The organism is Labrys neptuniae, assembly GCF_040797145.1.
GTDB classification, from domain to species: domain Bacteria; phylum Pseudomonadota; class Alphaproteobacteria; order Rhizobiales; family Labraceae; genus Labrys; species Labrys neptuniae.
In genome coordinates this window covers 145,125-171,601 of record NZ_JBFNQD010000012.1, presented here as the reverse complement: position 1 = coordinate 171,601, position 26,477 = coordinate 145,125, and the positions used below count along the sequence as shown (strand labels likewise).

At 64.4% G+C, this 26,477-nt stretch carries 26 protein-coding genes; 17 read left to right on the top strand and 9 right to left on the bottom strand.

Going from position 1 to position 26,477, the window contains the following annotated elements; genetic code table 11:
* Positions 1 to 111 precede the first annotated feature (111 nt).
* The 3 genes from ABXS05_RS26935 (at position 112) to ABXS05_RS26925 (ending at position 2,888) form a co-directional block, all read left to right on the top strand.
* Complete coding sequence (locus ABXS05_RS26935; protein WP_367625980.1) at positions 112 to 702, top strand: TetR/AcrR family transcriptional regulator; 591 nt, start codon at positions 112 to 114, stop codon at positions 700 to 702.
* A 484-nt stretch (positions 703 to 1,186) separates the two neighbouring features.
* Positions 1,187 to 2,404: an MFS transporter gene (locus ABXS05_RS26930; RefSeq protein WP_367625979.1), complete on the top strand. Its 1,218-nt coding sequence runs from the start codon at positions 1,187 to 1,189 to the stop codon at positions 2,402 to 2,404.
* 139 nt (positions 2,405 to 2,543) lie between these two features.
* Positions 2,544 to 2,888, top strand: a complete 345-nt coding sequence (locus ABXS05_RS26925) for a hypothetical protein (protein ID WP_311935654.1) — start codon at positions 2,544 to 2,546, stop codon at positions 2,886 to 2,888.
* 37 nt (positions 2,889 to 2,925) lie between these two features.
* Here the strand turns inward: ABXS05_RS26925 and ABXS05_RS26920 are convergent, their stop codons facing one another.
* The 4 genes from ABXS05_RS26920 to gcvA form a co-directional block, all read right to left on the bottom strand.
* Positions 2,926 to 3,555: a LysE family translocator gene (locus tag ABXS05_RS26920; RefSeq protein ID WP_367625978.1), complete on the bottom strand. Its 630-nt coding sequence runs from the start codon at positions 3,553 to 3,555 to the stop codon at positions 2,926 to 2,928.
* A 115-nt stretch (positions 3,556 to 3,670) separates the two neighbouring features.
* Positions 3,671 to 4,063 carry an ester cyclase gene (locus ABXS05_RS26915; RefSeq protein ID WP_367625977.1) on the bottom strand — a complete coding sequence of 131 codons (393 nt, stop codon included), beginning with the start codon at positions 4,061 to 4,063 and terminating at the stop codon, positions 3,671 to 3,673.
* Positions 4,064 to 4,094: 31 nt separating this feature from the next.
* Positions 4,095 to 4,844: a type I methionyl aminopeptidase gene (map, locus tag ABXS05_RS26910; RefSeq protein WP_311935664.1), complete on the bottom strand. Its 750-nt coding sequence runs from the start codon at positions 4,842 to 4,844 to the stop codon at positions 4,095 to 4,097.
* Positions 4,845 to 5,049: 205 nt separating this feature from the next.
* Positions 5,050 to 5,943, bottom strand: coding sequence for a transcriptional regulator GcvA (gcvA, locus tag ABXS05_RS26905; RefSeq protein WP_367625976.1), 894 nt, complete (start codon positions 5,941 to 5,943; stop codon positions 5,050 to 5,052).
* A gap of 107 nt (positions 5,944 to 6,050) precedes the next feature.
* Here gcvA and ABXS05_RS26900 point away from each other — a divergent pair, with 107 nt between their 5' ends.
* The 4 genes from ABXS05_RS26900 (at position 6,051) to ABXS05_RS26885 (ending at position 10,284) form a co-directional block, all read left to right on the top strand.
* Positions 6,051 to 6,536 (top strand): VOC family protein, encoded by a 486-nt coding sequence (locus ABXS05_RS26900; RefSeq protein WP_367625975.1) that lies wholly within the window; start codon positions 6,051 to 6,053, stop codon positions 6,534 to 6,536.
* A 36-nt stretch (positions 6,537 to 6,572) separates the two neighbouring features.
* Complete coding sequence (locus tag ABXS05_RS26895) at positions 6,573 to 7,304, top strand: SDR family oxidoreductase (RefSeq protein ID WP_367625974.1); 732 nt, start codon at positions 6,573 to 6,575, stop codon at positions 7,302 to 7,304.
* 215 nt (positions 7,305 to 7,519) lie between these two features.
* Positions 7,520 to 8,401, top strand: a complete 882-nt coding sequence (locus ABXS05_RS26890; RefSeq protein ID WP_311935676.1) for a 3-hydroxybutyryl-CoA dehydrogenase — start codon at positions 7,520 to 7,522, stop codon at positions 8,399 to 8,401.
* Positions 8,402 to 8,757: 356 nt separating this feature from the next.
* On the top strand, positions 8,758 to 10,284 hold the full coding sequence (locus ABXS05_RS26885) for a L,D-transpeptidase family protein (RefSeq protein WP_367625973.1): 1,527 nt from the start codon (positions 8,758 to 8,760) through the stop codon (positions 10,282 to 10,284).
* A gap of 237 nt (positions 10,285 to 10,521) precedes the next feature.
* On the opposite strand, the gene ABXS05_RS26880 is transcribed toward ABXS05_RS26885, so the two are convergent.
* On the bottom strand, positions 10,522 to 11,253 hold the full coding sequence (locus ABXS05_RS26880; protein WP_322435270.1) for a FadR/GntR family transcriptional regulator: 732 nt from the start codon (positions 11,251 to 11,253) through the stop codon (positions 10,522 to 10,524).
* A gap of 309 nt (positions 11,254 to 11,562) precedes the next feature.
* Here ABXS05_RS26880 and ABXS05_RS26875 point away from each other — a divergent pair, with 309 nt between their 5' ends.
* From ABXS05_RS26875 to ABXS05_RS26845, 7 genes are all read left to right on the top strand, one after another.
* Entirely contained in the window at positions 11,563 to 12,600 is a 1,038-nt protein-coding gene (locus tag ABXS05_RS26875) for a DUF4424 family protein (protein WP_311935685.1), read from the top strand.
* 167 nt (positions 12,601 to 12,767) lie between these two features.
* Positions 12,768 to 13,916, top strand: coding sequence for a glutamate 5-kinase (gene proB, locus ABXS05_RS26870; protein WP_367625972.1), 1,149 nt, complete (start codon positions 12,768 to 12,770; stop codon positions 13,914 to 13,916).
* 167 nt (positions 13,917 to 14,083) lie between these two features.
* Positions 14,084 to 14,434 carry a VOC family protein gene (locus ABXS05_RS26865; RefSeq protein ID WP_367625971.1) on the top strand — a complete coding sequence of 117 codons (351 nt, stop codon included), beginning with the start codon at positions 14,084 to 14,086 and terminating at the stop codon, positions 14,432 to 14,434.
* 26 nt (positions 14,435 to 14,460) lie between these two features.
* Complete coding sequence (locus ABXS05_RS26860; protein WP_311935695.1) at positions 14,461 to 14,760, top strand: hypothetical protein; 300 nt, start codon at positions 14,461 to 14,463, stop codon at positions 14,758 to 14,760.
* 3 nt (positions 14,761 to 14,763) lie between these two features.
* Entirely contained in the window at positions 14,764 to 15,396 is a 633-nt protein-coding gene (locus ABXS05_RS26855; protein ID WP_311935698.1) for a class I SAM-dependent DNA methyltransferase, read from the top strand.
* A gap of 67 nt (positions 15,397 to 15,463) precedes the next feature.
* Positions 15,464 to 16,357, top strand: coding sequence for a helix-turn-helix transcriptional regulator (locus tag ABXS05_RS26850; protein WP_311935702.1), 894 nt, complete (start codon positions 15,464 to 15,466; stop codon positions 16,355 to 16,357).
* Between the two features lie 34 nt (positions 16,358 to 16,391).
* Positions 16,392 to 16,931 (top strand): YbhB/YbcL family Raf kinase inhibitor-like protein, encoded by a 540-nt coding sequence (locus ABXS05_RS26845; protein WP_311935706.1) that lies wholly within the window; start codon positions 16,392 to 16,394, stop codon positions 16,929 to 16,931.
* Positions 16,932 to 16,951: 20 nt separating this feature from the next.
* On the opposite strand, the gene ABXS05_RS26840 is transcribed toward ABXS05_RS26845, so the two are convergent.
* Complete coding sequence (locus tag ABXS05_RS26840; protein WP_311935709.1) at positions 16,952 to 17,404, bottom strand: MarR family winged helix-turn-helix transcriptional regulator; 453 nt, start codon at positions 17,402 to 17,404, stop codon at positions 16,952 to 16,954.
* Between the two features lie 64 nt (positions 17,405 to 17,468).
* Between ABXS05_RS26840 and ABXS05_RS26835 the strand changes: the two genes are divergently transcribed.
* Positions 17,469 to 17,759 carry a DUF1330 domain-containing protein gene (locus ABXS05_RS26835; RefSeq protein WP_311935712.1) on the top strand — a complete coding sequence of 97 codons (291 nt, stop codon included), beginning with the start codon at positions 17,469 to 17,471 and terminating at the stop codon, positions 17,757 to 17,759.
* Positions 17,760 to 17,824: 65 nt separating this feature from the next.
* On the opposite strand, the gene ABXS05_RS26830 is transcribed toward ABXS05_RS26835, so the two are convergent.
* From ABXS05_RS26830 to nhaA, 3 genes are all read right to left on the bottom strand, one after another.
* Complete coding sequence (locus tag ABXS05_RS26830; protein WP_311935715.1) at positions 17,825 to 18,727, bottom strand: DMT family transporter; 903 nt, start codon at positions 18,725 to 18,727, stop codon at positions 17,825 to 17,827.
* A 166-nt stretch (positions 18,728 to 18,893) separates the two neighbouring features.
* A complete protein-coding gene (locus ABXS05_RS26825; RefSeq protein WP_311935718.1) occupies positions 18,894 to 19,928 on the bottom strand; it encodes an aspartate-semialdehyde dehydrogenase in 1,035 nt (344 codons plus the stop codon).
* A gap of 102 nt (positions 19,929 to 20,030) precedes the next feature.
* Positions 20,031 to 21,194, bottom strand: a complete 1,164-nt coding sequence (nhaA, locus tag ABXS05_RS26820; protein ID WP_311935721.1) for a Na+/H+ antiporter NhaA — start codon at positions 21,192 to 21,194, stop codon at positions 20,031 to 20,033.
* Positions 21,195 to 21,721: 527 nt separating this feature from the next.
* Between nhaA and ABXS05_RS26815 the strand changes: the two genes are divergently transcribed.
* The gene (locus ABXS05_RS26815) at positions 21,722 to 23,266 is read left to right on the top strand and encodes an OpgD/OpgG family glucan biosynthesis protein (RefSeq protein WP_367625970.1); all 1,545 of its coding nucleotides are present in this window, start codon (positions 21,722 to 21,724) and stop codon (positions 23,264 to 23,266) included.
* A 406-nt stretch (positions 23,267 to 23,672) separates the two neighbouring features.
* Positions 23,673 to 26,468 carry a DNA translocase FtsK gene (locus tag ABXS05_RS26810; protein WP_311935726.1) on the top strand — a complete coding sequence of 932 codons (2,796 nt, stop codon included), beginning with the start codon at positions 23,673 to 23,675 and terminating at the stop codon, positions 26,466 to 26,468.
* Positions 26,469 to 26,477: the final 9 nt, after the last annotated feature.

The window sequence follows — 26,477 nt, the reverse complement described above, 5'->3', positions numbered from 1 at the left end:
ACAAGGGCTTCACACGGCCCCATCGCATTTGATATACGTTGCGTATCTAGAATTATGAGCATGCGCGCCGCATGTCAATCCAGATACGACGCGTATATGAAAGGATCTGCGATGGCTGCCAGACGCCGGGCCGAGACGATGGAGGAGAATCGCGCCAAGTTGATCGCGGCCGCACGCAGGGCATTTGCAAGAACCGGCTATGCTGCGGCCTCGATGGATGAGTTGACGGCGGAAGCCGGCCTGACGCGGGGGGCGCTCTATCACAATTTCGGCGACAAGCGCGGGCTTCTGGCCGCCGTGGTCAACCAGATCGACGCCGAGATGGCGGAGCGCGCGCATCAGGCGGCCATCCACGCCCAGGACGAATGGGAAGGACTGCTGATCGAGGGCGTGGCCTATATCGAGATGGCTCTCGATCCGGAGGTGCAGCGCATCGTTCTGCTGGACGGGCCGGCGGTCCTCGGCGATCCCTCGCTATGGCCGAGCCAGAACAATTGCCTGCAGGTGACGAAGCGAACGGTCGAACGCCTGATCGGGCAAGGCATCATGAAACCGCTGGATGCCGAAGCCGCGGCCCGACTCTTGAGTGCGGCCGCACTCAATGCAGCCTTGTGGATCGCCGCGAGCGAGGATCCTCAGAAGGTTTTGCCCAAGGCCGTGGAGACTTTTCGCGCCTTGGCGACAGGGCTGCGCCAACCCTAAAGGGTTTTGTGATTTGGCGGCATCGACAAGAATCGCAAGGACGCGCTTTGCACCAGGCCTGTTTCCCTCGCCTTGCAATGTCGCCGGATTTGTTACTCCCACCTCCTCGGCTGCCAATGGCAGAGTTGAGATCGCCGGCTGAGACGAATCTCGGCCGAACGGGAGGCTTGTGGCGACGATTCCGGCCGGCAACGAGGGCAGGGTGGGGGGGGGCTGGCTAGGCCTGTCCTCGGTCACAACGCCATGTTTGCGTGCCGTGTATTTTCTGATAGCATTTTGCAACCAGAATAATTTTGCAATCGCATGTCGGATCGTCAGTTGCTCGTGCGTCCTTGAGGTATCGCCGCGACAGGCCTGGAGCAAAGGCGCTCGGACGTGAACGCTCGTTGCTCACACATCCTGTTTCGTCGCGTCCTTGCGCTTCCCGTCCTTCCCGACGGAGCGCGAGATGCGATGCAGCCCGCGGCACAGGAACGGGTGGACCATGATGGACAGGAATTCCTATCGTTGGGTGATCGTCGCCGCAGGCGGCTTGCTCGGATGTGTTGCCATCGGCGCGATGTTCTCGTTGCCGGTGTTCCTCAAACCCATGTCGGCAGCGACCGGTTGGTCGGTGACCGGCATTTCGACCGCCATGACCTTCGGCTTCCTGGCGATGGCGCTGGCCAGCATGGTCTGGGGTAATCTGTCCGACCGCTTCGGCCCGCGTCCGGTGGTGCTGGCCGGCGCCGTCCTGCTTGCCGCCAGCCTGGCCCTGGCCAGCCAGGCCGGATCGCTGGTCGAGTTCCAGCTCGTCTTCGGCGTGCTGGTGGGTGTGGCGGTCGCCGCCATGTTCGCGCCGATGATGGCCTGCGTCACCGGCTGGTTCGATACCCAGCGCAGCCTGGCTGTGTCGCTTGTCTCGGCCGGCATGGGCATGGCGCCGATGACCATGGCACCGCTCGCCGCCTGGCTGGTCACCATCCATGACTGGCGGACGTCGATGCTGATCATCGCAGCCATCGCTGCTGCCGTCATGATTCCGACCTCTCTGCTGCTGCGCCGGCCGCCTGCCCTGGAGCAGGGCAACGAAGCAGCTCTGGCCAACGAGCCGCAATCGGATATGACGCTGCGCCAGGCGGTGCGTTCGCCGCAGTTCATCGTGCTGATGCTGGCCAATTTCTTCTGCTGCGCCACGCATTCGGGGCCGATCTTCCATACGGTGAGCTATGCCGTGACTTGCGGCATCCCGATGATCGCCGCCGTCACCATCTACAGCGTCGAGGGCCTGGCAGGCATGTTCGGACGCATCGGTTTCGGCGTGATGGGCGACCGCTTCGGTGCCCAGCGCATGCTGGTGATCGGGCTGTTCGCCCAGGCCTTCGGCGTGCTGTTCTATGCCTTCGCCAGCCAGCTCGGCCAGTTCTATGCCGTAGCCGTGGTGGTGGGCTTCATCTATGCCGGCGTGATGCCGCTCTATGCCGTGATCGTGCGCGAGAATTTCCCGCTCAAGATGATGGGCACCATCATCGGCGGGACGGCGATGGCCGGCAGCCTGGGCATGTCACTCGGCCCGTTGCTGGGCGGCATGATCTACGACTACTTCAATACCTATATGTGGCTTTATGTCGGCTCCTGGGGCATGGGCATCGCGGCGACGCTGATCGCTCTGACCTTCCGGCCTTTCGCCAAGCCGCGGGAGCAACTGGCTCCGGCCGCGTGAGAGCCTTCGATACTGCACCGGCGTCGAGGGGAGCTCAGGCCCTTCAACGCCGGTGGCGCGAAAAGGATGTCCTTGATCCGGAGCGAAACAGCGTTACGAATCTGGCTGATTGAGAAAACCAGAACCGGAGGCCATCTTCATGCCGTCACTCAAGCGGTGGAGGACGCCCCTTCTCGCGACGGCAGCCGCGATCGCCTTCCTCGCCTCGTGGATCGCTCTCTCGCCCTACAGATCCTCCTGCACCACTGAGGTCGTGGCGGCGGAACAGGCCATGCGAGCTTCGGATCAAGAGCTGAGGGCCGTCAGTGCGACTGACCAGGCCGCCATCTGCCAAGTCTATCGGCGGCGTGTCGACGTGCTGAAAACGGCGGCTCCAATCATGCGGCGATGCGGGACGGCGCAGCTGAATCCCGATGCCGACTGGTCGGCGAGGGTGACCGAGCTCGGCTTCTATCAGGGGCTGCTCGCGCAGCAATGCGGCTGATCGCGACGGTATTCTCGATCAATATCGTGGGCTTTCGCTAACCCCTCTGCAGGGCGAGATGGACGCCCATGCCGACCAGGATCGCCCCGCCCACGCGGCGCATCAGTCGCTGCACGCCGGAGGAACGCTTGAGCCGGCCGATGATCACGGCGGCCAGCATCACGATCACCACATCGACGAAACCGAACAGGACATTGGCGACCGTGCCCAGGATGGCAAATTGCAGCCAGAGCGGAAACGCGGCGGCTCCGTCGACGAATTGCGGCAGGAAGGCCAGGAAAAACAGCGCGGTCTTCGGGTTGAGCACCTCGACGGTGACGCTTTGCGCGAAGGCCTGGCTGGCCGAGCGAGTGGCGCCGGTCGTCCCGGCATCCGTGCTTTGCCGCGCCCGGAACAGGGTGATGCCAAGCCAGATCAGGTAGAGGGCACCGGCGAGCTTGACGCCGGCATAGACGATGGGCACCGCATGGAACAGCACCGACAGGCCGGCGGCCGCTGCGGCGACATGGACATAGGCGCCCAGATGCAGGCCGAGCGCTGCCATCAGCCCGGCCTGGCGCCCACCCGCCATGGTTCTGGCCGCGGCATAGAGCATGGAGGGGCCCGGCAGTACGGAAAACAGGGCCGTCGTGACGATGAAGGCGAGCAACACGTCAAAGGAGGGCATATCGTCGGCTTCCATCTGCTTCGGGGTTGGGCGGCGACCATAGCACCCGAGATCGACGCTGTCGCAAGTGGCGGCCGGACCGCGACACATTCTCGCCTCTTGGCGGGACCGTTCGTCAGAGCTCCAGTTGCGCCTCGATCGCGGCCTTGTCGATTACAGACCATACCGTGACGATCTTCCCGGCCTTGAAAGTGTAGAACACATTCTCCGTGAACGAGACCCTGCGCCCGTCAAGCTTCAGGCCGAGGAAGCCGGACTTCGGCGTGCAATCGAAGGCGAGCCGGGCTGCCACAAGGGGCGGTTCGCAGACCAGGAGCTCGATGTGGAAGGCCAGGTCGGGAATGTCCTCGAAATCCTTGATGAGCATGCCGCGATAACCTGACAGCCCCAGCCGCCGGCCATTATGCTCGACAGCCTCATCGACATGATGCCCGAGTTCGCTCCAGTCCTGCCGGTTGAGGCAGGCGATGTAGGCCTGGTAGAGGCCTGCGAGAATGGTGGCGTCCATTGGGCTTGCTTCTCGCTTCCTCCGGGTGGCCTCACGCCGCCAGCGTGAGGACGAGGGGACCGGTGCGGGTTGCCACCACCGTATGCTCATATTGCACGGTCGGGGCGCGGGGTTCGCTGAACAATGTCCACGGATCGTCGCCATCCGCAGCCCATTCGGCGCCCAGGGAAAGGAACGGTTCCACCGTGAACACCAGGCCTTCCTGCATCTTCCGGCGTTCGGAGCGATCAGGCCAGGTCGCGAGCTCCTTGGGCTCCTCATGCAGGGATCGGCCGACGCCGTGGCTGGCGAGATTGCGCACCAGCGTATAGCGGTTCTTGCGGGCGAATTCGCCGATGGCGTTGCCGATATTGGCGAGCGGCAGGCCGGCGCCAACCTGGCGGATACCCGTCCACATCGCCCGCTTGCCGTCCCTGAGCAGGCGCTGGGTGGCCTTGGAGACCGGCTCCACCGCGAAGGAGGCGCCGGTATCGGAAAAAAAGCCATCCTTCTCGGCGGAGACGTCGATATTGACGAGGTCGCCGGGCTCGATCCGGCGCTGGCCCGGAATGCCGTGGGCGATCTCCTCGTTGACGCTGATGCAGGTCGCGCCGGGGAAATCGTAGCAAAGTTCGGGTGCGGAGCGGGCTCCCTCCCGTTCGAGCAGCCTGCGGCCGATCGCGTCGAGCTCGGCCGTGGTGATGCCCGGTTCGAGCGCAGCGCCCATCGCCGCCAGCGTGTTGGCGACGATGCGGCCGATCTCCTTGAGCTTGAGCAATTCGTCTTCGTTCGAAATCGTCATGATCGGTCGTGCGTTCTCAAATGAATTGGACAAGGTGGAAGGAGCGTGCCGTCCCAGCTCCCATGTGCCGGAAGGCGGGGCGCGCGGCCGAGGACCCGGCCTTGCTTGCGGGTTTCGCCGCCCGATCCGCCCGCATCGCCAATGCGAGACTTTGCCGCCTTAAATAGGGCACGCCAGGCTTCGGCTGCAAGGCCTTAGGCCGTGGTCAAGCCGATGGCGGCGCCATCTCCGCAAAGAGCCAGTCGCGAAAAGCTTTCACTTTGCGCTGTCGGATGGCGTCGGGGGGATAGACGACATAGAAGCTGGAGAGGGATTTGAGAGCGTGTCCGAAAGGGCGTACCAGCCGACCGGCAGCGAGATCGGCGGCGACCAGCATGGTCCGGCCGAGTACGACGCCTTCGCCCTGCGCCGCGGATTCGACGGCGAAGGAATAGGAATCGAAGGTGAGCCCGCTATGCGGATCCACACCCTCGACCCCGGCACTAGCGAGCCAGCTCGCCCAATTGATCGGAAAACCGTCATGGATCAGGGTGTGGTGCCTGAGATCCTCGGGCCGGCGCAGCGCATGAGCGCCCTCCAGCAGCTTCGGGCTGCAGACGGGAAAGACCTCTTCGCCCATGAGGAATTCCGAGGTGAGGCCCGGATAGGTGCCGCCGCCATAGCGTACGGCGATGTCGATGCCGTCGCCCAGGAAGTTGGTCAGCCTGCCGGTGGTCGAGACCCGCACGTCGATATCGCCGTTTGCGCGATGGAAACGATAGAGGCGTGGCACCAGCCAGCGTCCCGCAAAGCCGTCGGAGGTGCTGACGTTCAGGGTCGAGCTCGACTGGTGGGCCGTCGCCGCAGCGGTGGCGCCCCCCAATTGGTCGAGCACGTCGCGAACCGCCTGCGCATAGGGGGCGCCGACGGTAGTCAGGCGCACCGTACGGCTCGTGCGTTCGAACAGGAGGACGCCGAGGCGATCTTCGAGAGTCTTGATCGCCCGGCTGATGGCGCCATGGGTGACGTTGAGCTCCTGCGCCGCCCGGGAAAAACTCAGATGCCGGGCTGCGGCCTCGAAACTCGGCAGGGCATGAAGGGGTGGAAGTTTGCGAGCCATGATATCTGTGAGTTTGAATCACAGAAATATGCCGAATTTTGGTTTGTCTGTCGAGAATCTGCTGCCCACAATGCGCAGGATTTGTGATCAATCCTCACGAGGACAGCATGGCAACGATCCATCCCTTTCTCTGGTTCAACCTGAATGCCCGGGAGGCCCGGGACTTCTATCTATCGGTCTTCAAGAACGCCAAGGCGCTCGGGGATACCGAGTTCACCGATTGGATCTCCGGGACGAACAGGACGGTTCCGCATGCCACCTTCGACTTCGAACTCGAGGGGCTGCGCCTGACGGCGCTGAACGCCGGGTCGATGCCGCCCTTCAATGAAAGGCTCTCGCTCTATGTCGAGACGTCAGATCAGACCGAGACCGACTATTACTACCAGGCGCTTACGGCCGATGGCGGCTCCGAAAAGCCGTGCGGCTGGCTGACGGACAAATATGGCGTCTATTGGCAGGTCATCCCGGAGGTCACACTGCGGCTGATGGCCGATCCCGACCGCGAGAAGGCGGATCGGGTCAGACAGGCCCTATACAAGATGACCAAGATCATCGTCGCCGATCTCGAGGCGGCCTATGCGGGCCGGGCCTGACCCATCCCTGTGACAGCAGACAATCGGAGGTTTCCCATGGCCGCGTTCACGGGACAGAAGATCATCGTCGTCGGGGGGAGCTCCGGCATCGGCCTCGGTGTTGCCAGGGCGGCCCTGGAGAACGGTGCGGACGTGGTGATCGTCGGCCGCTCACCCGACAAGCTGCGGGCTGCGGAGCAGAGCCTCGATGCGGGCCTGCAGGTGCGATCCGTCGTTGCCGACATGACGGAAGAGGCCGATCTTGCCCGGCTCTTCCAAAATGCCGGCGCCTTCGATCATCTGGTGTCGACGGCCGGAACGCCACCGCCAGGCGATCCTATCGAACGCACCGACATGGCAATGGTGCGGCGCTTCGTCGACAACAAGCTGATCGGCGCCGTCATGCTGGCCAAGCACGCCGCCGCCACCTTGAGGCGGGACGGTTCGATGATCTTCACCTCCGGAATCAACAAGGACCGGCCGCCGATTCCCGGAGGCGCGGTCGTTTCGGCGATCGCCGGTTCCTTCGGCTTCTTCGCCCGCGCCCTGGCGCTGGAACTGGCGCCGCGGCGCGTGAACATCGTCTCGCCCGGCTGGGTGGATACGCCGATGTGGGACGAGATCGTCGGAGAGGCCAAATCCGGCTTCTTCGCGGGCATGGCGGGCCGCCTGCCGGCGGGCAGGATCGCGACCCCCGCAGATGTCGCCCCCGCCTATCTCTATTTGATGCAGAGTGCCTTCACCACGGGCGAGACCATCCATATCGATGGCGGGCATTGCCTGATCTAGGGAAATCACGGTTTCATCGAACTGCATTTTTCCAGGCAGCCCGTTTCGTGATATTCTTCCGGCAGGTCGGGCCGCATGGGACGCACTTCTCCCCGCGAGAGGCCGGCGTCAGAATGCGACCATTTCGACCGACAGGCCTGCAGGAAAGCTGCGACTGCGGTCTTCCCACGCGCCGATTGCCTCGATAAGATCGAGCAAATGGCAGGGAACTGGAAATGACGGTGGATATCAGGACGGTCGGGATTGTGGGCGCCGGGCAAATGGGCAGCGGCATCGCGCATGTCGCCGCTCTGGCCGGGTTGAACGTGGTGCTCAACGACGTGTCGGAAGATCGGGTCAACAATGGCCTGGCCACCGTCAACGGCAATCTCAAGCGCCAGGTCTCCAAGGGTTTCATCACGCAGGCCCAGAACGACGAAGCACTCTCCCGCATCAAGGCCGAGCCCAATGTGGAAGGTCTGGGTGCTTGCGATCTGGTGATCGAGGCGGCCACCGAGAACGAGGCCGTCAAGGTCAAGATCTACGGCAATGTCTGCCCGCATCTGAAGCCGGAGGCGATCCTCGCCACCAATACCTCTTCGATCTCGATCACGCGCTTGGCCGCGGCTACCGATAGGCCCGAGCGTTTCATCGGCATTCACTTCATGAATCCGGTGCCGGTGATGCAACTGGTCGAGATCATCCGCGGCATCGCCACGGATGACGGCACGTTTGAATCCGCCAAGGCCTTCATCACCAAGCTCGATCGCCAGGTTGCGGTGGCCGAGGACTTCCCGGCCTTCATCGTCAACCGCATCCTGCTGCCGATGATCAACGAGGCGATCTACACGCTCTATGAGGGCGTCGGTACGGTCGAATCCATCGATATGGCGATGCGGCTCGGTGCCAATCATCCCATGGGCCCGTTGCAGCTGGCTGATTTCATCGGCCTCGACACCTGCCTGTCGATCATGCAGGTGCTGCATGAGGGCTTGGCCGATTCCAAATACCGGCCTTGCCCGCTGCTGGTGAAATATGTCGAGGCCGGTTGGCTCGGCCGCAAGGTCAAGCGCGGCTTCTACGATTATCGCGGCGAAAAACCGGTGGCGACGCGCTGACCTCAAGCGCCATTTTTCCCAATCTCGAAAGGCGCGGCTGTCCTTCCTCGCAAGGGGGAGAAGGCAACCGCGCCTTTTCTATGCCCTGGCTGCGCGGGAGGGAGGGCGCTCCTGACCGGCATATCTTCTGTTAACCCTGCTCGGCTATGAAGAAGCTCTGCCCTTTTGAGGCCAAAACTTCGGATTAAGTTCGGAGCACATAGTGCTGATGTGGTTAATCGGACACGCCGTCCGACAATCGTGCGGCAAGACTGTGGCGGCCATACCGCGCGGCCCGGTCGCGTGATAGAGGGCTGCCTATGATCCCTTTTTGTGCCGGACCTTACGTTTCGGCAACCAGCGTGGAAGTTCCTGCTATGAAGCAGCCTACCCCTCTTGTTCTGGCCGCCGTTTCCGTTTTGGCCCTGGTTCTGGCCTCGCCGGCCTTGGCACAGGACAGCACCCCGCCAACGGCGGACATTCCGGTTGCCGCGCCTGCGGCTCCTGAGGCACCTGCTGCCCCGGCCGCTCCCGCTGCTGCCGCTGAGGCGCCCCAGCCCGCCAGCCCCGCTCCGGCGCCGGCCGCGCAGGCTGCTCCTGAACCGGCTGCTCCTGCACCGGCGGCGACGGTCTCGGCTCCCGATGCCTCGGCACCTGCCGCTCCCGTGGCTCCGACGGCTCCCGCGGCAGCCGACAATGCTGCCCCCGCGGCGCCTGCCGCCACGCCGGCCAAGCCCAAGGTGGCCAAGAAGCCGGTTCCAGCCGGTCCGTCCTACGCCGCCTCGACGCCGATCAAGATCCCGGCCACGCCCTGGTCCTCGATGCCGACATTCGATGCCGGCTCGCTCGACCGTCTCAACGGCCTGTCGCAATATTATGCCCAGATCGCCCGCAATGGCGGCTTCCCCGCTGCTCCGCCCGCCGGCTTGTCCCAGGGGGCCACGGGCAGTGCCGTGCTGGCGTTGCGCCAGCGCCTGGTGATGGAGAAGGACCTACCGGAATCCGAGCGCGACAATCCCAAATGGGATGCCAGGCTGACCACTGCCGTCAGCCGCTTCCAGCAGCGCTACGGCCTGCAGGCCACCGGCAAGATCGATGAACGCACCCGCGCCCAGATGGCCGTCTCGGTGCAGCACCGCCTGGTCCAGATCGGCCACAACATGGAGCGGGTCGGTGCCCGCTTCATCGATTTCAACCGCCGCTATGTGGTGGTGAACATCCCGAGCGCCCAGGTCGAGGCCATCGAGAATGGCGAGGTGGCGCGCCGCTACATCGCCGTGGTCGGCCGTCCGCAGAATCCCTCGCCCGAGGTGGACGCCACCATCAGCGCCATCAACTTCAATCCGACCTGGACGGTGCCGCAATCCATCATCAAGAAGGAAATCGGCCCGCATATGGTGCGCGATCCCTCCTATCTCTCGCGCCAGAGGATGTCGGTGATCGACGGTTCGGGCCGCACCATCGATCCCAAGACGATCGACTGGTCGAGCGGCAAGGCTGCCAACTACACTATTCGCCAGGCCTATGGCGCCGGCAATTCGCTCGGCCAGCTGCGTATCCAGATGCCGAACTCGGATTCGGTCTACATGCATGACACGCCGTCCAAGCGCCTGTTCGGCTCGGTCGACCGCTTCTTCTCGCATGGCTGCGTGCGCGTGCAGGGCGTGAACGATCTCGCCGCCTGGCTGCTCGGCTCCGGTTGGGACGCCAAGCGCGTCGGCCAGGAGATTGCGACCGGCGCCCGCAAGGACCAGGCCATTCCGGACCGCGTTCCGGTGCACTGGGTCTACATGACCGCCTATGTCACGCCGGACGGCACCGCCCATTTCCGTCCTGACATCTACAATCTCGACTTCGGCTCAGCTTCGCGCATCGCCGATGCGCAGGTGGTCAACCCCTACTGATCGGGTCGATCTTCGGATCCATGAAAAGGCCCAGCCCGTCGTCCCCCTCGTGGGCGAAGACGGGCTGGGCCTTTTTTCTTGCCTATTCATACTGGCGGCAGCGATATCTGCCTCTGTGTCATTGCAAGCGTAGGGAAGCAATCCAGGGGTGGAAAACGTGGCGGCCACAATTCCTGGATTGCTTCCCTACGCTCGCAATGACGGTGCTTGACCGGACAAGCACCAAGACCGCTGGTATCAGTTCTTGTCTTCGACGGCCGCGCTTTCCGCATCCGTTTCGGAGCGGTCGAGCAGGGCGAGCATCGCCTTGCGGGCACCGTCGGCATCGCCGGCGAGGATCGGCTCGGCTACCGCGCGGTGCATCGGCACCGTGTAGGGCAGCAACACATTGCCGGCACGCGAGACCTTGAAGGACACGGCGAGCGAAGCCTCGATCGCCGGCTGGAAGGCGGCCAGCAGCACATTGTTGGTGGCCCGCACGATGGCGCGGTGGAAGGCGAGATCCGCGTCGATGGAAAGCTGAATGTCCTCGGCATTGGCCATCGCCTCGAAGGTTTCGGCGATGGCGGCCCGCTGCTCCGGCGTGGCGCGCAGGGCGGCGAGGGCGGCCGCTTCCGGCTCGATCATGCGGCGCAGCTCGAACAGGTCCTTGACGAAGCTCTTGGTCGCGCCGCCCGAGGTCTGCCAGACCAGGACATCGACATCGAGCCGGTTCCAATTGGCATGGGGCTGCACGATGGTGCCGCGGCGCGGGGTGGAGGAGAGCAGGCCCTTGCCGGCCAGGAGCTTGATGGCCTCGCGCAGCGAGGCGCGGGAGACGTCGAGTTCGCGCGAGAGGTCGGCCTCCGTCGGCAGTGCCATGCCGACCGCCCATTCTCCGGCAACGATGCGCTGGCCGATCAGCGCCGCCGCCTGGCTGTGGCGGGTTTGTGCTGCACCGGAGCGAGAGCGGCTTGCGCTGCGTGCCATTGACGACCCCTTGTTTTATCCGAAACAGGCTTTTGCGCGATCCGTTGGTTTGATTGTCCGCTAAAGCCGACGTTTCATGTTCCCTGATCTATTTGTTGCATTCCTCCTACCATACCGCCAAGCCCTAAGATCGTCCCGATGAGCTTAGCCACAAGATAGAGTCGCAAAGAATAGAAGGGTTCAGATCTGGGCTGTGATCACGATTGCCATGCGCGAACACTCCCCTGAGCCATGTCGTGACGTTGTGTCCGGGGAGGTGACACCTATATGCTCGTCGCGCTTGTTTCATGTTGTTGTGAGGAGTCGTTCGTGCCCCGTTTCATCCCGGCCATTGCCGTTCTTGCCGCCCTGCTGGCATCGCCCGCGCGGGCCGACGACACCCTGGCCTCTCTCGATGCCGGCGGGCTCGTGCTCACCAAGACCGACAAGATCGCGCTCGTCTCCGAGGATCTCTATCTGTCGATCAAGGCGGTGAAGATCAGCTATCGTTTCCGCAACCTCACCAATGCCGACTATGAGGCCTTGGTAGCCTTTCCGATGCCCGACATCACCGGCGACGGGCCCGGCGGCATCACCGACATTCCCGATCCCACCAGCGACAATTTCCTGAAGTTCACCACCAAGGTCGACGGCAAGCCGGTGGAATCGCAGGTCGAGCAGCGCGCCTTCATGAAGGGCACGGACGGCAAGCCCGATGTCGAGATCACCGACAGGCTGAAAACTCTCAAGATTCCGATGCTGCCGACCATCGAGGCGACCGAGAAGGCCATCAATGCCCTCAGCGAAGCCGATCGCAAGGCCCTGGCCGATGCCGACATCGTCTATCAGGACAGCTACAACGCCGACGACAAGGGCGAACGCCAAGTCTATTACCCGCTCTGGACCCTGCGCTCGAAATTCTGGCGCAAGCAGGTGTTCCCGGCCGGCAAGGACGTGATCGTCCAGCAGGACTACGTGCCCAGCCATGGCGGCGTCTCGTCTCTCGTCTTCGGCTCGCCGGATCTCGATGCCAAGCAGCGCAAGTCCTACGAGAAGGATTTCTGCACCGATGCGGCCTTCACCAAGGCGGCGGCAGCCTTGCGCAAGCGCGCTTCGGCCGATGAAGGCAAGACCTTCGTCAGCTACGAACAATATCTGGCCTATGTCATCACCTCCGGCGGCAACTGGGCCGGCCCGATCGGCGATTTCCGCCTGGTGGTCGACAAGGGCGATCCCAAGACGCTGGTGTCCTTCTGCGGTGAAGGCGTGAAGAAGATCGGCCCGACCACGTTCGAGATGGTGGTGAAGAACTACGTGCCCAAGACGGACATCAAGGTGTTGCTTCTGGTGAGCGAGGAAAGGAAGTGAAGTGACCTGGCGGGACGGGCGCCAACTGGGGACGCCCTGCCGGCCCGGATCCGCCACCGCTGCTTCGTGTTTGCGCTTGTCGAACGGCGCTGGCCGCATTAGGCCGTGTTGACCGGTACGGTTGCCTTGCCACCGCGCCTCCCACCACGCTTCAGCTCCGTCCCGCCATGCCCGAACTCAGTTCCTTCCGTCGTATCGTCGTCAAGATCGGCTCCTCCCTGCTGGTCGACCAGGCCAAGGGCAAGCTGCGCCGCGAATGGCTGGCTTCCCTGGTGGCCGATCTCGCCCGTCACACCCAGCGCGGCGCCGAGGTGATCGTGGTCTCCTCCGGCGCCATCGCCTTGGGGCGCACGCTCCTGCAACTGCCCAAGGGCCCGCTGGCGCTGGAATCGAGCCAGGCGGCGGCGGCCGTTGGCCAGGTCGGGCTGGCGCAGGCCTGGGCCGAGACCCTCAGCGCGCAGGGGCTGACGGCGGCCCAGATCCTTGTGACGCTCGGCGATACCGAGGAGCGCAAGCGCTATCTCAATGCCCGCCGCACCATCGACAAGCTTCTCGAGCTCAATTGCGTTCCGGTGGTGAACGAGAACGATACCGTCGCCACCACCGAGATCCGCTATGGCGACAATGACCGGCTCGCCGCACGCGTCGCCACCATGGCCGGGGCGGACTGCCTGGTGCTGCTCTCCGACATTGACGGCCTTTATACCGCGCCGCCGCATCTCGACCCTGCGGCCACCCTGATCCCGGTGGTGCAGCGCATCACCGCCGCGATCGAGGGCGTGGCCGGCGATGCCGGCTCCGAGCTCTCGCGCGGGGGCATGCGCACCAAGGTCGAGGCGGCCAAGATCGCAGTGGGCGGCGGCACCACCATGGTGATCGCCTCGGGCAAGGTGGAGCAGCCCCTGCTGCGCATCGAGGAAGGCGGACCCTGTACCTGGTTCCTCACCCCCTCCAATCCCGTCACTGCCCGCAAGAAATGGATCGTCGGCCATCTTGAACCGCGCGGCACGCTGCATGTGGACGCCGGCGCCGCCAAGGCCCTGCGCGGCGGTGCCAGCCTGCTGCCGGCCGGGGTGAAGCGGGTGGAGGGCACCTTCTCGCAGGGTGACGCGGTGATCATCCGCGATCCCTCCGGTGCCGAGATCGGCCGCGGCCTGGTGGCCTACGACATCGGCGAGGCGGCCCAGATCGCCGGCAAGAAGAGCCGCAGCATCGAGGACGTGCTCGGCTGGGCCGGCCCCAGCGAGATGATCCACCGCGACGATCTGGCTCTGTTCAGCCGCTTCGAGGACCTCAGCACCGTAACGGTGGAGTAGGTCTTTGATCTCGCACACCTTCCTCGGCGTCGGCGATTTCGACAGGGCCTTTCATTTCCATAGCGTTTTGCGATTTGACGAAGTCGTCTGGAATCGCAAGGACGCGTCGAACCAAGGAGTTAGAGAAAAAAGCGTTGAGCCATCAACGCGCTTTGCTCTAGGAGGCCGTGCTGACGGAGCTGGGGCTGGTGCTGCGCTTTCGCGAGGATGAGCGGCCCAATCAGCGTCCCTGGGCGGGTTGGGTCAGGCCGGACGTCTCGCGCCCGATCTTCCTGATCGGCCGGCCCTTCGACGGGCAGGTACCAGCACCCGGCAACGGTCCGATGGTCGCCCTTCTGGCGCCGGACCGGCCCGCCGTGGCTCGGGCCTGGCAAGCGGCCCTTAACCATGGCGGCACGGATGAGGGTGCGCCCGAACTGCGGCCCGAGTATCATGCCGACTATTACGGCGCCTATTTCCGCGACCTCGATGGCAACAAGCTCTGCGTGTGCTGCCACGATGCGGTCGCGGGACAATAGGCCTCCCACTCGCTCAAGGACCCCCGATGTTCCGTCTGTGCACACTTTTCGCCCCGCTCGCCATGCTGGGCGCCTGTTCCACCACGCCGCCGAAGGTGGAGACGGTGACGCGCGGGTTGGAGCGGCCCATCGTGGCTTGCCGCACCCAGCAGCATGTCGGCACGCTGCATGCTTCAGGGGAGCAATTCCAGCGCGAGTTCGACAACCACATGGCCGATGGGCGCTGCCGCCGCTTCACGGCCGGGCAGAAGGTGCGCGACCGTACCAAGACCAGCTTCGTCGACCCCGGCAACGGCGTGCGCTACTATATCTACCAGGGCGGCTGATGCATGCCATCCGGGGCGAAACGGCCTGGCGGTAGGGACCCCGCAGACCTGGTCGTCAGCCTTTACGAAGCCCATGCCGATGCCTGGGACGAAATACGGCGTCGGCATTTCCTCGAGGAGGCCTGGTTCGACCGGTTCCTGGCGCTTCTGCCGGCAGTGCAGGCTTCTATCCTCGATATCGGCTGCGGTGCTGGCGAGCCGGTCGCCCGCCATTGCATCGAACGGGGGCATCGGGTGACCGGCCTGGATGCTGCTCCCGCCCTGGTCGGGCTCTGCCAGGCGCGCTTCCCGGGCCATGACTGGCTGGCCGGCGACATGCGAACCTTGGCGCTTGGCCGGACTTTCGACGGCATCATCGCCTGGAACAGCCTCTTCCATCTCCCGCCGGCGGACCAGAGGGGGATGTTCCCGATCTTTCGCCGGCATGCGAATCCGAAGGCGGCGCTGATCTTCACCAGCGGTACCGGGCATGGCGAGGCAGTCGGCACATTTCAGGGCGAGCCGCTCTATCACGGCAGCCTGGATGTGCGGGAATACCGCCACCTGCTGGAGAGCAACGGCTTTGATGTCATCTCCCACGTGATGGAAGATCCCGATTGCGGCGGGGCGACGATTTGGGTCGCCCGACTTGCCTGAAAGGGGGGCTGCCTTTGGAGGCAGCGTGCCTTGGGGTGTCGTGCTGTCTTGATGCGAGGCGAAGAGGGTGAGCAAAAGCGATATCTCCAGGGGCGATCTGGCCTTGGGCCGGACGATCCGTTCGTGGTCCGGTATCGGCAGTGCGGCGGAGGTGGTGCAGCACGCCTCGCTGCTGTGCCGCAGGCTCGCTTCCGATGGCCCCGGCCTGGTGCTGGTCGAGAGGGGCCGCAAGATCATCCGCAGCGATGGCGTCGAGCTGACGGCCTCGGCCGGCCAGATCGTGCTGGTGCCGGACGGCTGCGATTTCGACGTGATCAACCAGCCGGCATCCGACGGCCCCTATCGCGCCGTCGCCCTGAATTTCGCGCCTGCTCTCTTTCGGGACCTGCGGGTCGCCAATGTTCCGCCCCTGCGCAGGATCGAGGTCCTTGTCGATCCATCCGCAGCGTTCCGGCACGCTTGCGATGTCGCGGCGCGGGCCATCGCGGAACGGGAGACCTTGCCTGAGGCGGTGGCCGCGGCGCGTGTGCGCGAGATCCTGCTTTGGCTGGATGGGTTCGGCTATGGTTTCGAACTGCGCGGCGGCAACGATCTCGTGGCGCGCCTGCGCCGGATGCTGGTGGCCGAGCCAGCTCGTTCCTGGCGTGCCGCCCCGGTCGCAGCCTCGATCGGCATGAGCGAGCCGAGCCTGCGCCGCCATCTTGCCGAACGCGGCACCAGCTTCACCGGACTGCTCATCGATGTCCGCATGACGGCTGCGCTCTATCTGCTGCAATCGACCGACCAGCCGGTTACACGGATTGCCCTCGATGTCGGCTATGACTCCGCCTCCCGTTTTTCTGTGCGGTTCCGCAGTCGCTTTGGTTTTGCACCCAGCGAAATCAGAGGTCATCATCGTGAGTTTGATCGGAACGGCACGGAATTCGAGCTGGATGGCGCTGCCGCGATGCCAACGGGATGACAGGATCGCTTCCCTGAACGAAGGAAGCTCAATCATGAAATACATCCTGGCCAGCGCCGTGGCGCTGGGATTTGCCGCCACCCAGCCCGCCCCGGCCTTTGAACTGGCGAGTGCCGATATTGGCGAGGGAGCTGTACTCGCCAAGGCACAGGTGTCCAACGTCTTCGGCTGTTCGGGCGGAAACGTCTCGCCCGCTTTGAACTGGAAGAACCCGCCCGAAGGCACCAGGAGCTATGCGGTGACGCTCTACGATCCCGATGCGCCGACGGGTTCGGGCTGGTGGCACTGGATCGTGTACGACATTCCGGCCTCGGCGACATCCCTGCCGTCCGGGGCGGGGGACGGCAAGGCGCTGCCAGCGGGAACGGTCCAGGGGCGCAACGATGCCGGCATGCCCGCTTTCATGGGCGCCTGCCCGCCACCCGGCCCAGCCCATCGCTATGTCCTGACGATCACCGCGCTGAAGGTGCCCAAGCTGGATCTGCCTGCCACGGCCAGCGGCGCGATGATCGGTTTCATGATCCGCGCCAATGCCCTGGCCTCGGCCACGATTACTGCGACCTACGGCCAGTAAGGTAGGGGAGTGCGCGGACTCTATGCCCGCGCCGCAGCCTCGGCTAGTTCCGCCATTGCCTGTGTTGCCGACCGAAGGCGTTCATTGCCCATATGGCGAGACAGTTTGGTCTTGGCCGATTTCCATACGGGAAATGCCTGTGTGAGGAGGCCGCGCCCGGACTCGGTCAATTCCAGCCGCTTTCCTGCGCGGCCACGGCCACCTTCGGCGCGGACCAGACCTCGTGCCTCCAGGTTCTGAACGTTTCGGCTGAGTGTCGTCGCATCGACTCCGGCGCTGATTGCAAGGTCAACGAGTGTCGCTGCTTCGGACGCTCCAATTCCAACCAGGAGGCTGAATTGCTCGGCCGTCAGCCCGAGCGGCTTGAAGCAGGCGTTGTAATAACGCGTGACCGCCCGGGCGGTCGCGCGAGCCCGAAAGCCCGGACATTCCGCGGCAATGTCCTTGAGAGATTCTGGATCAAGCCTGCTCATGTTGGCACTCTCGACAACCGGATGGGACCGTAATACTGTATATACATTATTTGGAGATTTTGCCATGGCCGCATATGTGCATGTCAATCTGCGGGTGACAGACCCAGCCAAGCAGGCAGCACTCGCCCCTCGCTTTCAGGCGGCTCTGCAGGAGGCTGGCGGACGGATTCTGCATTTCGGCCGTGTCGCACAGGTGCTTGAGGGCGATGAGACGCCTCTTCCCATGGCCGGCGTGTTCGAGTTTCCGACCCTGGCCCAGGCGCTGGCCTTCTACAATTCCGAAAAGTATGCGCCGATCAAGGCCGAACGCCGAAAAGCCCAGCAAGCGAGGATGTTCGTCGTCGAAGCCGGTTGAAGTGTCTGCGCCCCGGCAGAGGCGGGCAGTTTCGCCGGCTTCCGATTTGATGTGCCGCGAGGAAGCTATCCCTTGTTGGCGACCGCCACGCCGAGTGCCGCGATGGCGAGGCCGGCGATCTGGATGGGGGTGAGGGCTTCGCCGAACATGCCCCAGGCCATCAGGGCGGAGACACCGGGCACCAAATAGAGCAGCGCCGCCACCTGGGCCACCGCGCCGCGCTTGATCAGCACCATCAGGAGCAGGATGGCGCCGATCGACATGCCGAAGACGGACCAGGCGAGGCCCGTCCAGGCGGCGACGGAGGCCCAGTCGAAATGGCCGCTCTCGGTCGCGAGGCCGCCGATGACGATCGGCACCATGGCGCCGGCATATTGCACGGCGGTGTTGGTGGCGAGATCGGCGCCGCGCCCGCGCCGCTTCTGCCAGATGGTGCCGAGCGTGATCGCCACCATGCCCGCCAGGCAGACCAGGAGAGGCACAAGCGGGATGCCGCCATCCCCGCTCGCGCCGAGCTTGGGAATAAGGGTCAACCCGGCGCCGGCCGCGCCGATGACGATGCCGAGCGCACGCCGGCGCGAGACCTCTTCGCCGAGCAGCGGCTTGGAGAGGAGACCGGTGAGCAGCGGCTGCAGGCCGGCGATGAGCGCCGATATGCCCGAAGGCAGGCCGTGTGAAACGGCCCAGAACACGCCGCCGAGATAGAGGCCATGGATCAGCAGGCCGGCCACGAGCGCATCCAGCCAGGCCCGGCCGTTTTGGGGCCAGGAGGCGCCGCTCCACAACGCATAGACGCCGAGCAGCAACCCCGCCGCCACGAAGCGCAGGCCGAGAAAGGTCAGCGGCTCGGCATGGGGGGCTACCAACCGCGCCGTGACGAAGCCCGTCGACCACAAGGGCACGAACAGGGCCGCCAGCACGGAGGACGGCAGGGCGGGACGGTGAACGGCGGAATCGGCGCTGGACATGGGAGCTCAAAAGCGTTTTCCAGAAAAGCCGATAGACTTTTCGATCAAGAAAACGCGTTGAAATAAAGAGTTAGAGAAGAAGTGCGATTCGGAGAAATTGCACCTTGCTCGAAAAACAAAAGCCGCCGTCCGGTTGCCCGAACGGCGGCTTTCAAACGTCAAAACCTCAGGCCGCCTTCTTCTTGGCCGGAAGCAGCTTGCGGTTGATCAGCACCTCGGCGATCTGGATCGCGTTGAGCGCGGCGCCCTTGCGCAGATTGTCGGAGACAACCCACATGTCCAGGCCGTTCTCCACCGTGATGTCCTCGCGGATGCGGGAGATGTAGGTGGCATCCTCGCCCGAGGCCTCGTAGGGCGTGATGTAGCCGCCGGGCTCGCGCTTGTCGATCACCAGGCAGCCCGGCGCCGAACGCAGGATCTCGCGGGCTTCGTCCGCCGTCACCGGCTTCTCGAATTCGATGTTCACGGCTTCCGAATGGGAGATGAACACCGGCACGCGCACGCAGGTCGCGGTCAGCTTGATCTTGGGGTCGAGGATCTTCTTGGTCTCGGCCACCATCTTCCATTCTTCCTTCGTGTACCCGTCTTCCATGAAGACATCGATATGCGGGATCACGTTGAAAGCGATGCGCTTGGGAAACTTCTTCGGCTCGACCGCGTCGTTGACATAGATGGCCTTGGTCTGGGCGAAGAGTTCGTCGAGGCCTTCCTTGCCCGCGCCGGAGACCGACTGGTAGGTGGCGACGACGACGCGCTTGATGCCGAAGCGATCATGCAGCGGCTTCAGCGCCACCACGAGCTGGGCGGTGGAGCAGTTGGGGTTGGCGATGATGTTCTTCTTCGAGAAGCCGGCGACCGCATCGGCGTTCACTTCCGGAACGATCAGCGGTACGTCGGCGTCGTAGCGCCAGGCCGAGGAATTGTCGATGACGACGCAGCCCTGCGCGCCGATCTTCGGCGACCATTCCTTGGATACGTCACCGCCGGCCGACATCAGCGCGATGTCGGTGTCGGAGAAGTCATAAGTGGCCAAGTCCCGCGTTTTCAGCGTTTTGTCGCCATACGAAACTTCCGTGCCCAGGCTGCGGCGCGAAGCCAGAGCAACCACTTCATCGGCGGGGAACGCCCGCTCGGCCAGAATGTTCAGCATCTCGCGGCCCACATTGCCTGTGGCGCCCACGACGGCGACCTTGTAACCCACTGTCTTAAGTCCTTCTCCGTGAATTGTCGGATGTACAACCGTCTCCCATATGGGAGCGGCGCGCTGGAATATCATTGTGCGCCGCCGCATGCAATTGAACGTTTAGTGTTGCGGCTTGGTGGTTCGCAGCAAGATTGCGCCGAATATGGCCGAAAGGATGGAGCCCAGCAGCACGCCGATCTTGGTCTCGTCGAGCAGGTTCGGGGCATTGGCATAGGCAAGGCCGCCGATGAACAGGCTCATGGTGAAGCCGATGCCGCAGAGCAGCGCCACGCCATAGAGATGGCGCCAGCTGGCATTGGCTGGCAGTTCGGCCCAGTTGGCCCGGATGGCGAGGGCCGCGAAGGCAAAGACGCCGATCTGCTTGCCGACGAACAGGCCGAGCGTCACCCCGAGCGTGACGGGATCGACGAAATTGCCGAGCGACAGGCCACCGAGGGCGACGCCGGCATTGGCGAAACCGAAGATCGGCACGATCAGATAGGTCACGTAAGGGTGCAGCCCGTGCTCGAGCTTATGCAACGGTGTGTGATCATGCTCGTGCCCGCCCTTGCGGCGCAGCGGGATGGTGAAGGCGAGCGCCACGCCGGCCAGCGTGGCATGTACGCCCGACAGATAGGTCAGGACCCACAACACCGCGCCGAGCGCCAGATAGGCCGGCAGGAAGGTGACGCCGCGCCGGTTCATCACGGAAAGCACCACCAGAACGAGGAAGGCGCCGTTGAGCATCCAGATATTCAGCGAGGCGGTATAGAACAGGGCGATGATCACCACCGCGCCGAGATCGTCGATGATGGCGAGCGCCGTGAGGAAGACTTTCAGCGAGGCCGGCACGCGCGGGCCGAGCAAAGCGAGCACGCCCAGGGCGAAGGCGATGTCGGTGGCCGAGGGAATGGCCCAGCCCTGCAGCGTGCCCTCGGCCCGCCAGTTGACCGCCACGAAGATCAGGGCCGGCACCACCATGCCGCCGACTGCGGCGATGCCCGGCAGGGCCCGGCGCGGCCAGCTCGACAACTGCCCGTCAAGCACCTCGCGCTTGATCTCCAGGCCCACCAGCAGGAAGAACAGCGCCATCAGCCCGTCATTGATCCAGTGCAGCAGGCTGAGGCCGCCGACATAGAGGTGGAGCGTATGGAAATAGGCTTCGCCGAGCGGGGAATTGGCCACGATCAGGGCGAGCGCTGCCACCGCCATCAGGATGATGCCGCCGGCCGCCTCGGTGGCGAGGAAGCTCCTGAGAAAGGATGGGCGGCCGGTCTGAGACATGAATCGGGGTCCTTGCGGTTGGGGAAACCCGTCTCAGGCTGCGCATTTCCCAGGGATCGTCGGGGTGTCCTGGAAGGGTAGAAAAAACCCGCTGCAATTGACAGCGTTTTCGGGAGGTGGCTAAGCGAGCTCGGGCGTGGTGTGCCGGTCTTCAGACCGGCAATTTCCGCTCTGCCTATCTGCGCAGGAGCGCTTGCCGGCGGGGACAATGCCGGCATGAAGACCGGCACACCGCGTGTCCTGCGCCGTCCTGCAAGGTCGGGCGTCCGGGATGGCGCTGGGCCGATCCCTAAAGCGTTTTGTGATTTGGTGGAATCACCAAGAATCGCAAAGACGCGTCGAACCAAAGAGTGAGAGCAAAAAAGCGTTCACGCCTGAACGCGCTTTGCTCTAGGGAACAGCACCCCCGCCGCGTCATTTTTGCAACAAAATCCAGCCATTTTGGCAGGGCCCAATTCCCGTAACGTAAAATTGCGGCCGTGAATGCCTTCGCTGGTGTTCCGGCCTTGAAATGGGAATGCTTTGACATGGATCTGACCAGACGTGCCGCCCTGCAACTGGCCGGAACGGCCTGTGCGAGCCTGGCGACCGGATGGGGCGGTGCCCTTGCCGCCACGGATGCCTTCGGTCCGGAGATGGTGATCGCGAAGGCGAGGGAGTTGGCGGCCAAGCCCTATGTCGGCCCCGGGGATGCCCTGCCCGAAAGCCTGAGCCAGCTCAGCTATGACGATTTCCGTCGTATCAACTTCCGCACCGACCGTACCTTGCTGCGTGACGGCGGCTCGAATTTCGGCCTGCAGCTCTTCCATCGCGGCAGCATCTTCAAGCATCAGGCCAAGGTGAATCTGGTGGCCGATGGCACCGTCAAGCCGCTGTTCTATTCGCCCGATCTGTTCGATTTCGGCGACAGGGGGCCGCCGCAAGGCCTGCCGACCTCGCTGGGTTTTGCCGGCATACGCCTGCTCTATCCGCTCAATCACAGCGGCAAGATGGACGAGCTCGCCGCCTTCCTGGGCGCCAGCTATTTCCGCTTCCTCGGCAAGGGGCAGCACTACGGCCTCTCCGCGCGCGGGCTTTCGCTCGGCTCGGGCGGGCCGGGCGAGGAGTTTCCCGATTTCGTCGAATTCTGGGTCGAGACGCCGCAGGCCGGCCAGGGCAGCATCGCCGTGCATGCCCTGCTCGACGGCCCCTCCGTCACCGGCGCTTATCGTTTTACTTTCGAGCCCGGCACCGGTGACGATGTCGCGGTGCAGGCCACCCTCTTCGCGCGCAAGGACCTCAAGGAGATGGGCCTGGCACCGCTGACCTCGATGTTCCTCTATGGCGAGAATACCCTCAACCGCCCGCGGGACTTCCGCCCCGAAGTGCATGATTCCGACGGGCTGGCCATCCAGTCCGAGAGCGGGGAATGGCTATGGCGTCCGCTGCGCAACCCCACGCGCAATTCCGTCGCCAATTTCTTTTCCAAGGACATCAAGGGCTTCGGTCTCCTCCAGCGCGACCGTGCCTTCGGCAGTTACCAGGATCTGGAGGCTCTCTACGACAAGCGCCCCGGCTATTGGGTCGAGATGAAGAGCCGGCTCGGGCAGGGGCGCGTGGTGCTGGTGGAACTGCATTCGAATGCCGAGACCGACGACAATGTCGTTGCCACCTGGGTGCCTGACATCCAGCCCAAGGCCGGCAGCGAGACCCAGATTTCCTATGTCATCCATGCCGTTGCCGGTCCGCTGCATCAGGGCGGCCAGGCCTATGCCACGTTCGAAACCCACAATGCCGCCGCCACCACCGCCGGCAAGCCCAGCGTCACCCGCTTCCTGATCGATTTCGTCGGCGACCGTCTGAAGGACGTCGCCCTCGACGTCAGCAAGATCGAGCTGGTGATCTGGGGCTCGAACGGCACGGTCTCGGGCCCTTCCGTGGTGGCCAATCCCGCCATCAACGGGGTGAGGGCGAGCTTCGACGCCGAGCCGCCGCCCGGCGAGGACATCGATTTGCGGGCCTTCCTGCGCCTGGGCTCGGAGACGCTGACGGAGACCTGGACCTACCGGCTCGACTCGGCCAAGCCGGTGTGAGGGATATCGGAGCGCGGACATCACAGCGACATGCTTGCATGTCGCGATGTCCGCTCTTCCCATCCTGCAACCGCTGCGATTCCAAGAGCGGACTGGAAGTCCGCGCTCCGGATCGCGCCAAATTTACGCCGCATAAACCATCCCGGTAACTTCCGATGAAGCCGAGGCCCATTCCCGGGTGCGCGGACATCTTGTCCGCCTCCAGGAAACGCCCCGCAGGGCCGGAAAACCGCTGAAAATACGGTCAAGCAGCCGGAAATTGGCTGTCCCCTGCCATATACCGGCCCTTAACCCGCCTTGCCTAGCGTGAGCCTGAGCTATTGGTGTTGCGTTCCCGTCAGATTTCCGAAAGGACGTCTCGATCCGATCCGGATTGCCGCACCTTGCAACTTTGAGGTTTACGGCAATGCGGACCATGCGACGCGGCTTTGCACAAAGCTACGCTCTTCCCGACGAACTGAAGAGCATGCTGACGCGCAGGCTGAACGAATTGCTCGGCATGGCGCTGATCGGCTTCACGGGCCTGGCCGCCATCGCGCTGGCGACCTGGTCGGTGCAGGATGCCAGCTACAACCATGTCGGCGGCGCCCTGCCGATCCGCAACTGGCTCGGCTTTTCCGGTGCCGTCACCGCCGATTTCCTCACCCAGATGTTCGGCATCGCCTCGATTGCGCTGCTGGCGCCGCTCGCCTTCCTGGGCTGGCGCCTGCTCGCCCACAAGGCCTTCGATTCGCAGCGCATGCGCCTGATCTGCCTCGTCGTGGGCGTTCTCCTGGCGGCGGGCTGCCTGTCGGGCTTGCCGGTCACCGCGCATTGGCCGCTGCCCACGGGCCTGGGTGGCGCGGTCGGCGACTGGGTCTTCTATCTGTTCACGCCGCTGTTCTTCGCCGGCAAGTCGGTGATCGGCCAGGCCGTGCTGACGCTGGCACTTGGTTTCGGTGCCTTTTTCACCCTGGCCATCGCCTCCGGCTTCTTCTTCCAATATCGCGAGGAGGAGCGCCCGGCGCCTGAGATGCCGATGCGCATCCGCGGCCAGCCGCGCCGGATGAGCGAGGAGGAGGATGAGGAGGACGAGCGTTCCGCCGTGCTCGGCGCCCTGATGCATTGGGGGCTGATGGCCAAGAGCGCGCTGTTCCGCAAGCGCGTCAAGGTCACGCCGAGCCGGATCGAACGCCAGCGCTATGAGCGCGACGGTCGCGAGCCGCCGATGTACCGGCCCGGCGGTATTTCCGATCTCTTTGCCCGCGTCAAGGCGGCCGCCCACCTCATCGCTCGCCCCGTCTCGGCGCAGGCCGAGCCCGGGCCGGCCCGCCGCGAGCCGGCCTTCACGCCGCGCACCGCTCCGCGCGCAGATGCCCGGCGTCCGCATGAGGCCGTGTCACTCGACGGCCAGGAACTGGACGATCGACTGCCCGAGGCGATCGATCAATATTCCGGCAGCCAGCCGGGCTATCAGCCTTATGACGACGAGGACGAGCTGCCGCCGATGCCGCCGCCGCGCCGGCCGCTGATCAGCGCCGAGGAGGCTGCGCGCCGGGTCGAGCCCGCCATCACGACGACACGGGTGGCCCAGCCGAGCGCGGCGCCGAAGCCGGGCAAGCGTCTCCAGCGCGAGAGCGAGCCGGACTTCCCCTTCGAGCATCGCTACGAGCTGCCGCCGCTTTCGCTGCTGGCGGAACCCCGCAAGCAGAGCGGTGTCGGCGTCTCCCAGGAGGCGCTGGAACAGAATGCCCGCCTGCTCGAAGGGGTGCTGGAGGATTTCGGCGTGCGCGGCGAGATCATCAATGTCCGCCCCGGCCCGGTGGTGACGCTCTATGAACTGGAGCCTGCTGCCGGCATCAAGGCCGCGCGCGTCATCGGCCTTGCCGACGACATCGCCCGCTCGATGTCGGCGCTGTCGGCCCGCGTCGCCGTGGTGCCCGGCCGTAACGTCATCGGCATCGAGCTGCCCAATTCCAAGCGCGAAATGGTGTATTTCCGCGAGCTTCTGGCCTCGGAGGATTTCGAGAAGTCGAAGTTCAAGCTGGCGCTCGCCCTGGGCAAGACCATCGGCGGCGAGCCGGTGATGGCCCAGCTCGAGAAGATGCCGCATCTGCTCGTCGCCGGCACCACCGGCTCGGGCAAGTCGGTCGCCATCAACACCATGATCCTGTCGCTGCTCTACCGGCTGAAGCCGGAGGAGTGCCGCATGATCATGGTCGACCCCAAAATGCTCGAGCTCTCCATCTATGACGGCATCCCGCATCTGCTGGCGCCCGTCGTCACCGACATGAAGAAGGTGGTGCTCGCGCTCAAATGGGCCGTGCGCGAGATGGAAGAGCGCTACAAGAAGATGGCCAAGCTCGGCGTGCGCAATATCGACGGCTACAACCAGCGTGCCGCCGAGGCGATGGCCAAGGGCGAGACGGTGTTGCGCACCGTGCAGACCGGCTTCGACAAGGAAACCGGCCAGGCCCTGTACGAGCAGGAGGAGATGGATCTCTCGCCGGTGCCCTATATCGTCATCATCGTCGACGAAATGGCCGACCTGATGATCCAGGAGGGCAAGAACGTCGAGGGGCCGATCCAGCGCCTGGCCCAGATGGCGCGTGCCGCCGGCATCCATCTGATCATGGCGACGCAGCGTCCCTCGGTCGACGTCATCACCGGCACGATCAAGGCCAACTTCCCCACCCGCATCTCCTTCCAGCTCACCACCAAGATCGACAGCCGCACCATCCTGGGCGAGCAGGGCGCCGAGCAGCTCCTCGGCCAGGGCGACATGCTGCACATGGCCGGCGGCGGGCGCATCTCGCGCGTGCATGGGCCCTTCGTCTCCGACGAGGAGGTGGAGAAGGTGGTCACCCATCTCAAGGCCCAGGGCCGGCCCGACTATCTCGACGCCATCACCGCCGACGAGGACGAGGGCGGCGACGACGAGGCCGCCGACGGCGCGGTGTTCGACAAGACCGCGATGGGCTCCGAAGACGGCGGCGACCTCTACGACCAGGCGCTCAAGGTGGTGATGCGCGACAAGAAGTGCTCGACTTCCTACATCCAGCGCCGCCTGCAGATCGGCTACAACCGCGCCGCCTCGCTGGTGGAGCGCATGGAAAAGGAAGGCATCGTCGGCCCGGCCAACCACGCCGGCAAGCGCGAGATCCTGGTCTACAGCCGCGACGTGCGGAACGGCGAGGAGGAGAGCCAGGAGGACGAGGAGTAGGGGAGGGGC

Coding starts and splice junctions, on each gene's coding strand:
- ABXS05_RS26935 (WP_367625980.1), top strand. CDS start 112: ATGGCTGCCAGACGCCGGGCCGAGACGATGGAGGAGAATCGCGCCAAG.
- ABXS05_RS26930 (WP_367625979.1), top strand. CDS start 1,187: ATGATGGACAGGAATTCCTATCGTTGGGTGATCGTCGCCGCAGGCGGC.
- ABXS05_RS26925 (WP_311935654.1), top strand. CDS start 2,544: ATGCCGTCACTCAAGCGGTGGAGGACGCCCCTTCTCGCGACGGCAGCC.
- ABXS05_RS26920 (WP_367625978.1), bottom strand. CDS start 3,555: ATGCCCTCCTTTGACGTGTTGCTCGCCTTCATCGTCACGACGGCCCTG.
- ABXS05_RS26915 (WP_367625977.1), bottom strand. CDS start 4,063: ATGGACGCCACCATTCTCGCAGGCCTCTACCAGGCCTACATCGCCTGC.
- map (WP_311935664.1), bottom strand. CDS start 4,844: ATGACGATTTCGAACGAAGACGAATTGCTCAAGCTCAAGGAGATCGGC.
- gcvA (WP_367625976.1), bottom strand. CDS start 5,943: ATGGCTCGCAAACTTCCACCCCTTCATGCCCTGCCGAGTTTCGAGGCC.
- ABXS05_RS26900 (WP_367625975.1), top strand. CDS start 6,051: ATGGCAACGATCCATCCCTTTCTCTGGTTCAACCTGAATGCCCGGGAG.
- ABXS05_RS26895 (WP_367625974.1), top strand. CDS start 6,573: ATGGCCGCGTTCACGGGACAGAAGATCATCGTCGTCGGGGGGAGCTCC.
- ABXS05_RS26890 (WP_311935676.1), top strand. CDS start 7,520: ATGACGGTGGATATCAGGACGGTCGGGATTGTGGGCGCCGGGCAAATG.
- ABXS05_RS26885 (WP_367625973.1), top strand. CDS start 8,758: ATGAAGCAGCCTACCCCTCTTGTTCTGGCCGCCGTTTCCGTTTTGGCC.
- ABXS05_RS26880 (WP_322435270.1), bottom strand. CDS start 11,253: ATGGCACGCAGCGCAAGCCGCTCTCGCTCCGGTGCAGCACAAACCCGC.
- proB (WP_367625972.1), top strand. CDS start 12,768: ATGCCCGAACTCAGTTCCTTCCGTCGTATCGTCGTCAAGATCGGCTCC.
- ABXS05_RS26860 (WP_311935695.1), top strand. CDS start 14,461: ATGTTCCGTCTGTGCACACTTTTCGCCCCGCTCGCCATGCTGGGCGCC.
- ABXS05_RS26855 (WP_311935698.1), top strand. CDS start 14,764: ATGCCATCCGGGGCGAAACGGCCTGGCGGTAGGGACCCCGCAGACCTG.
- ABXS05_RS26845 (WP_311935706.1), top strand. CDS start 16,392: ATGAAATACATCCTGGCCAGCGCCGTGGCGCTGGGATTTGCCGCCACC.
- ABXS05_RS26840 (WP_311935709.1), bottom strand. CDS start 17,404: ATGAGCAGGCTTGATCCAGAATCTCTCAAGGACATTGCCGCGGAATGT.
- ABXS05_RS26835 (WP_311935712.1), top strand. CDS start 17,469: ATGGCCGCATATGTGCATGTCAATCTGCGGGTGACAGACCCAGCCAAG.
- ABXS05_RS26830 (WP_311935715.1), bottom strand. CDS start 18,727: ATGTCCAGCGCCGATTCCGCCGTTCACCGTCCCGCCCTGCCGTCCTCC.
- nhaA (WP_311935721.1), bottom strand. CDS start 21,194: ATGTCTCAGACCGGCCGCCCATCCTTTCTCAGGAGCTTCCTCGCCACC.
- ABXS05_RS26815 (WP_367625970.1), top strand. CDS start 21,722: ATGGATCTGACCAGACGTGCCGCCCTGCAACTGGCCGGAACGGCCTGT.
- ABXS05_RS26810 (WP_311935726.1), top strand. CDS start 23,673: ATGCGGACCATGCGACGCGGCTTTGCACAAAGCTACGCTCTTCCCGAC.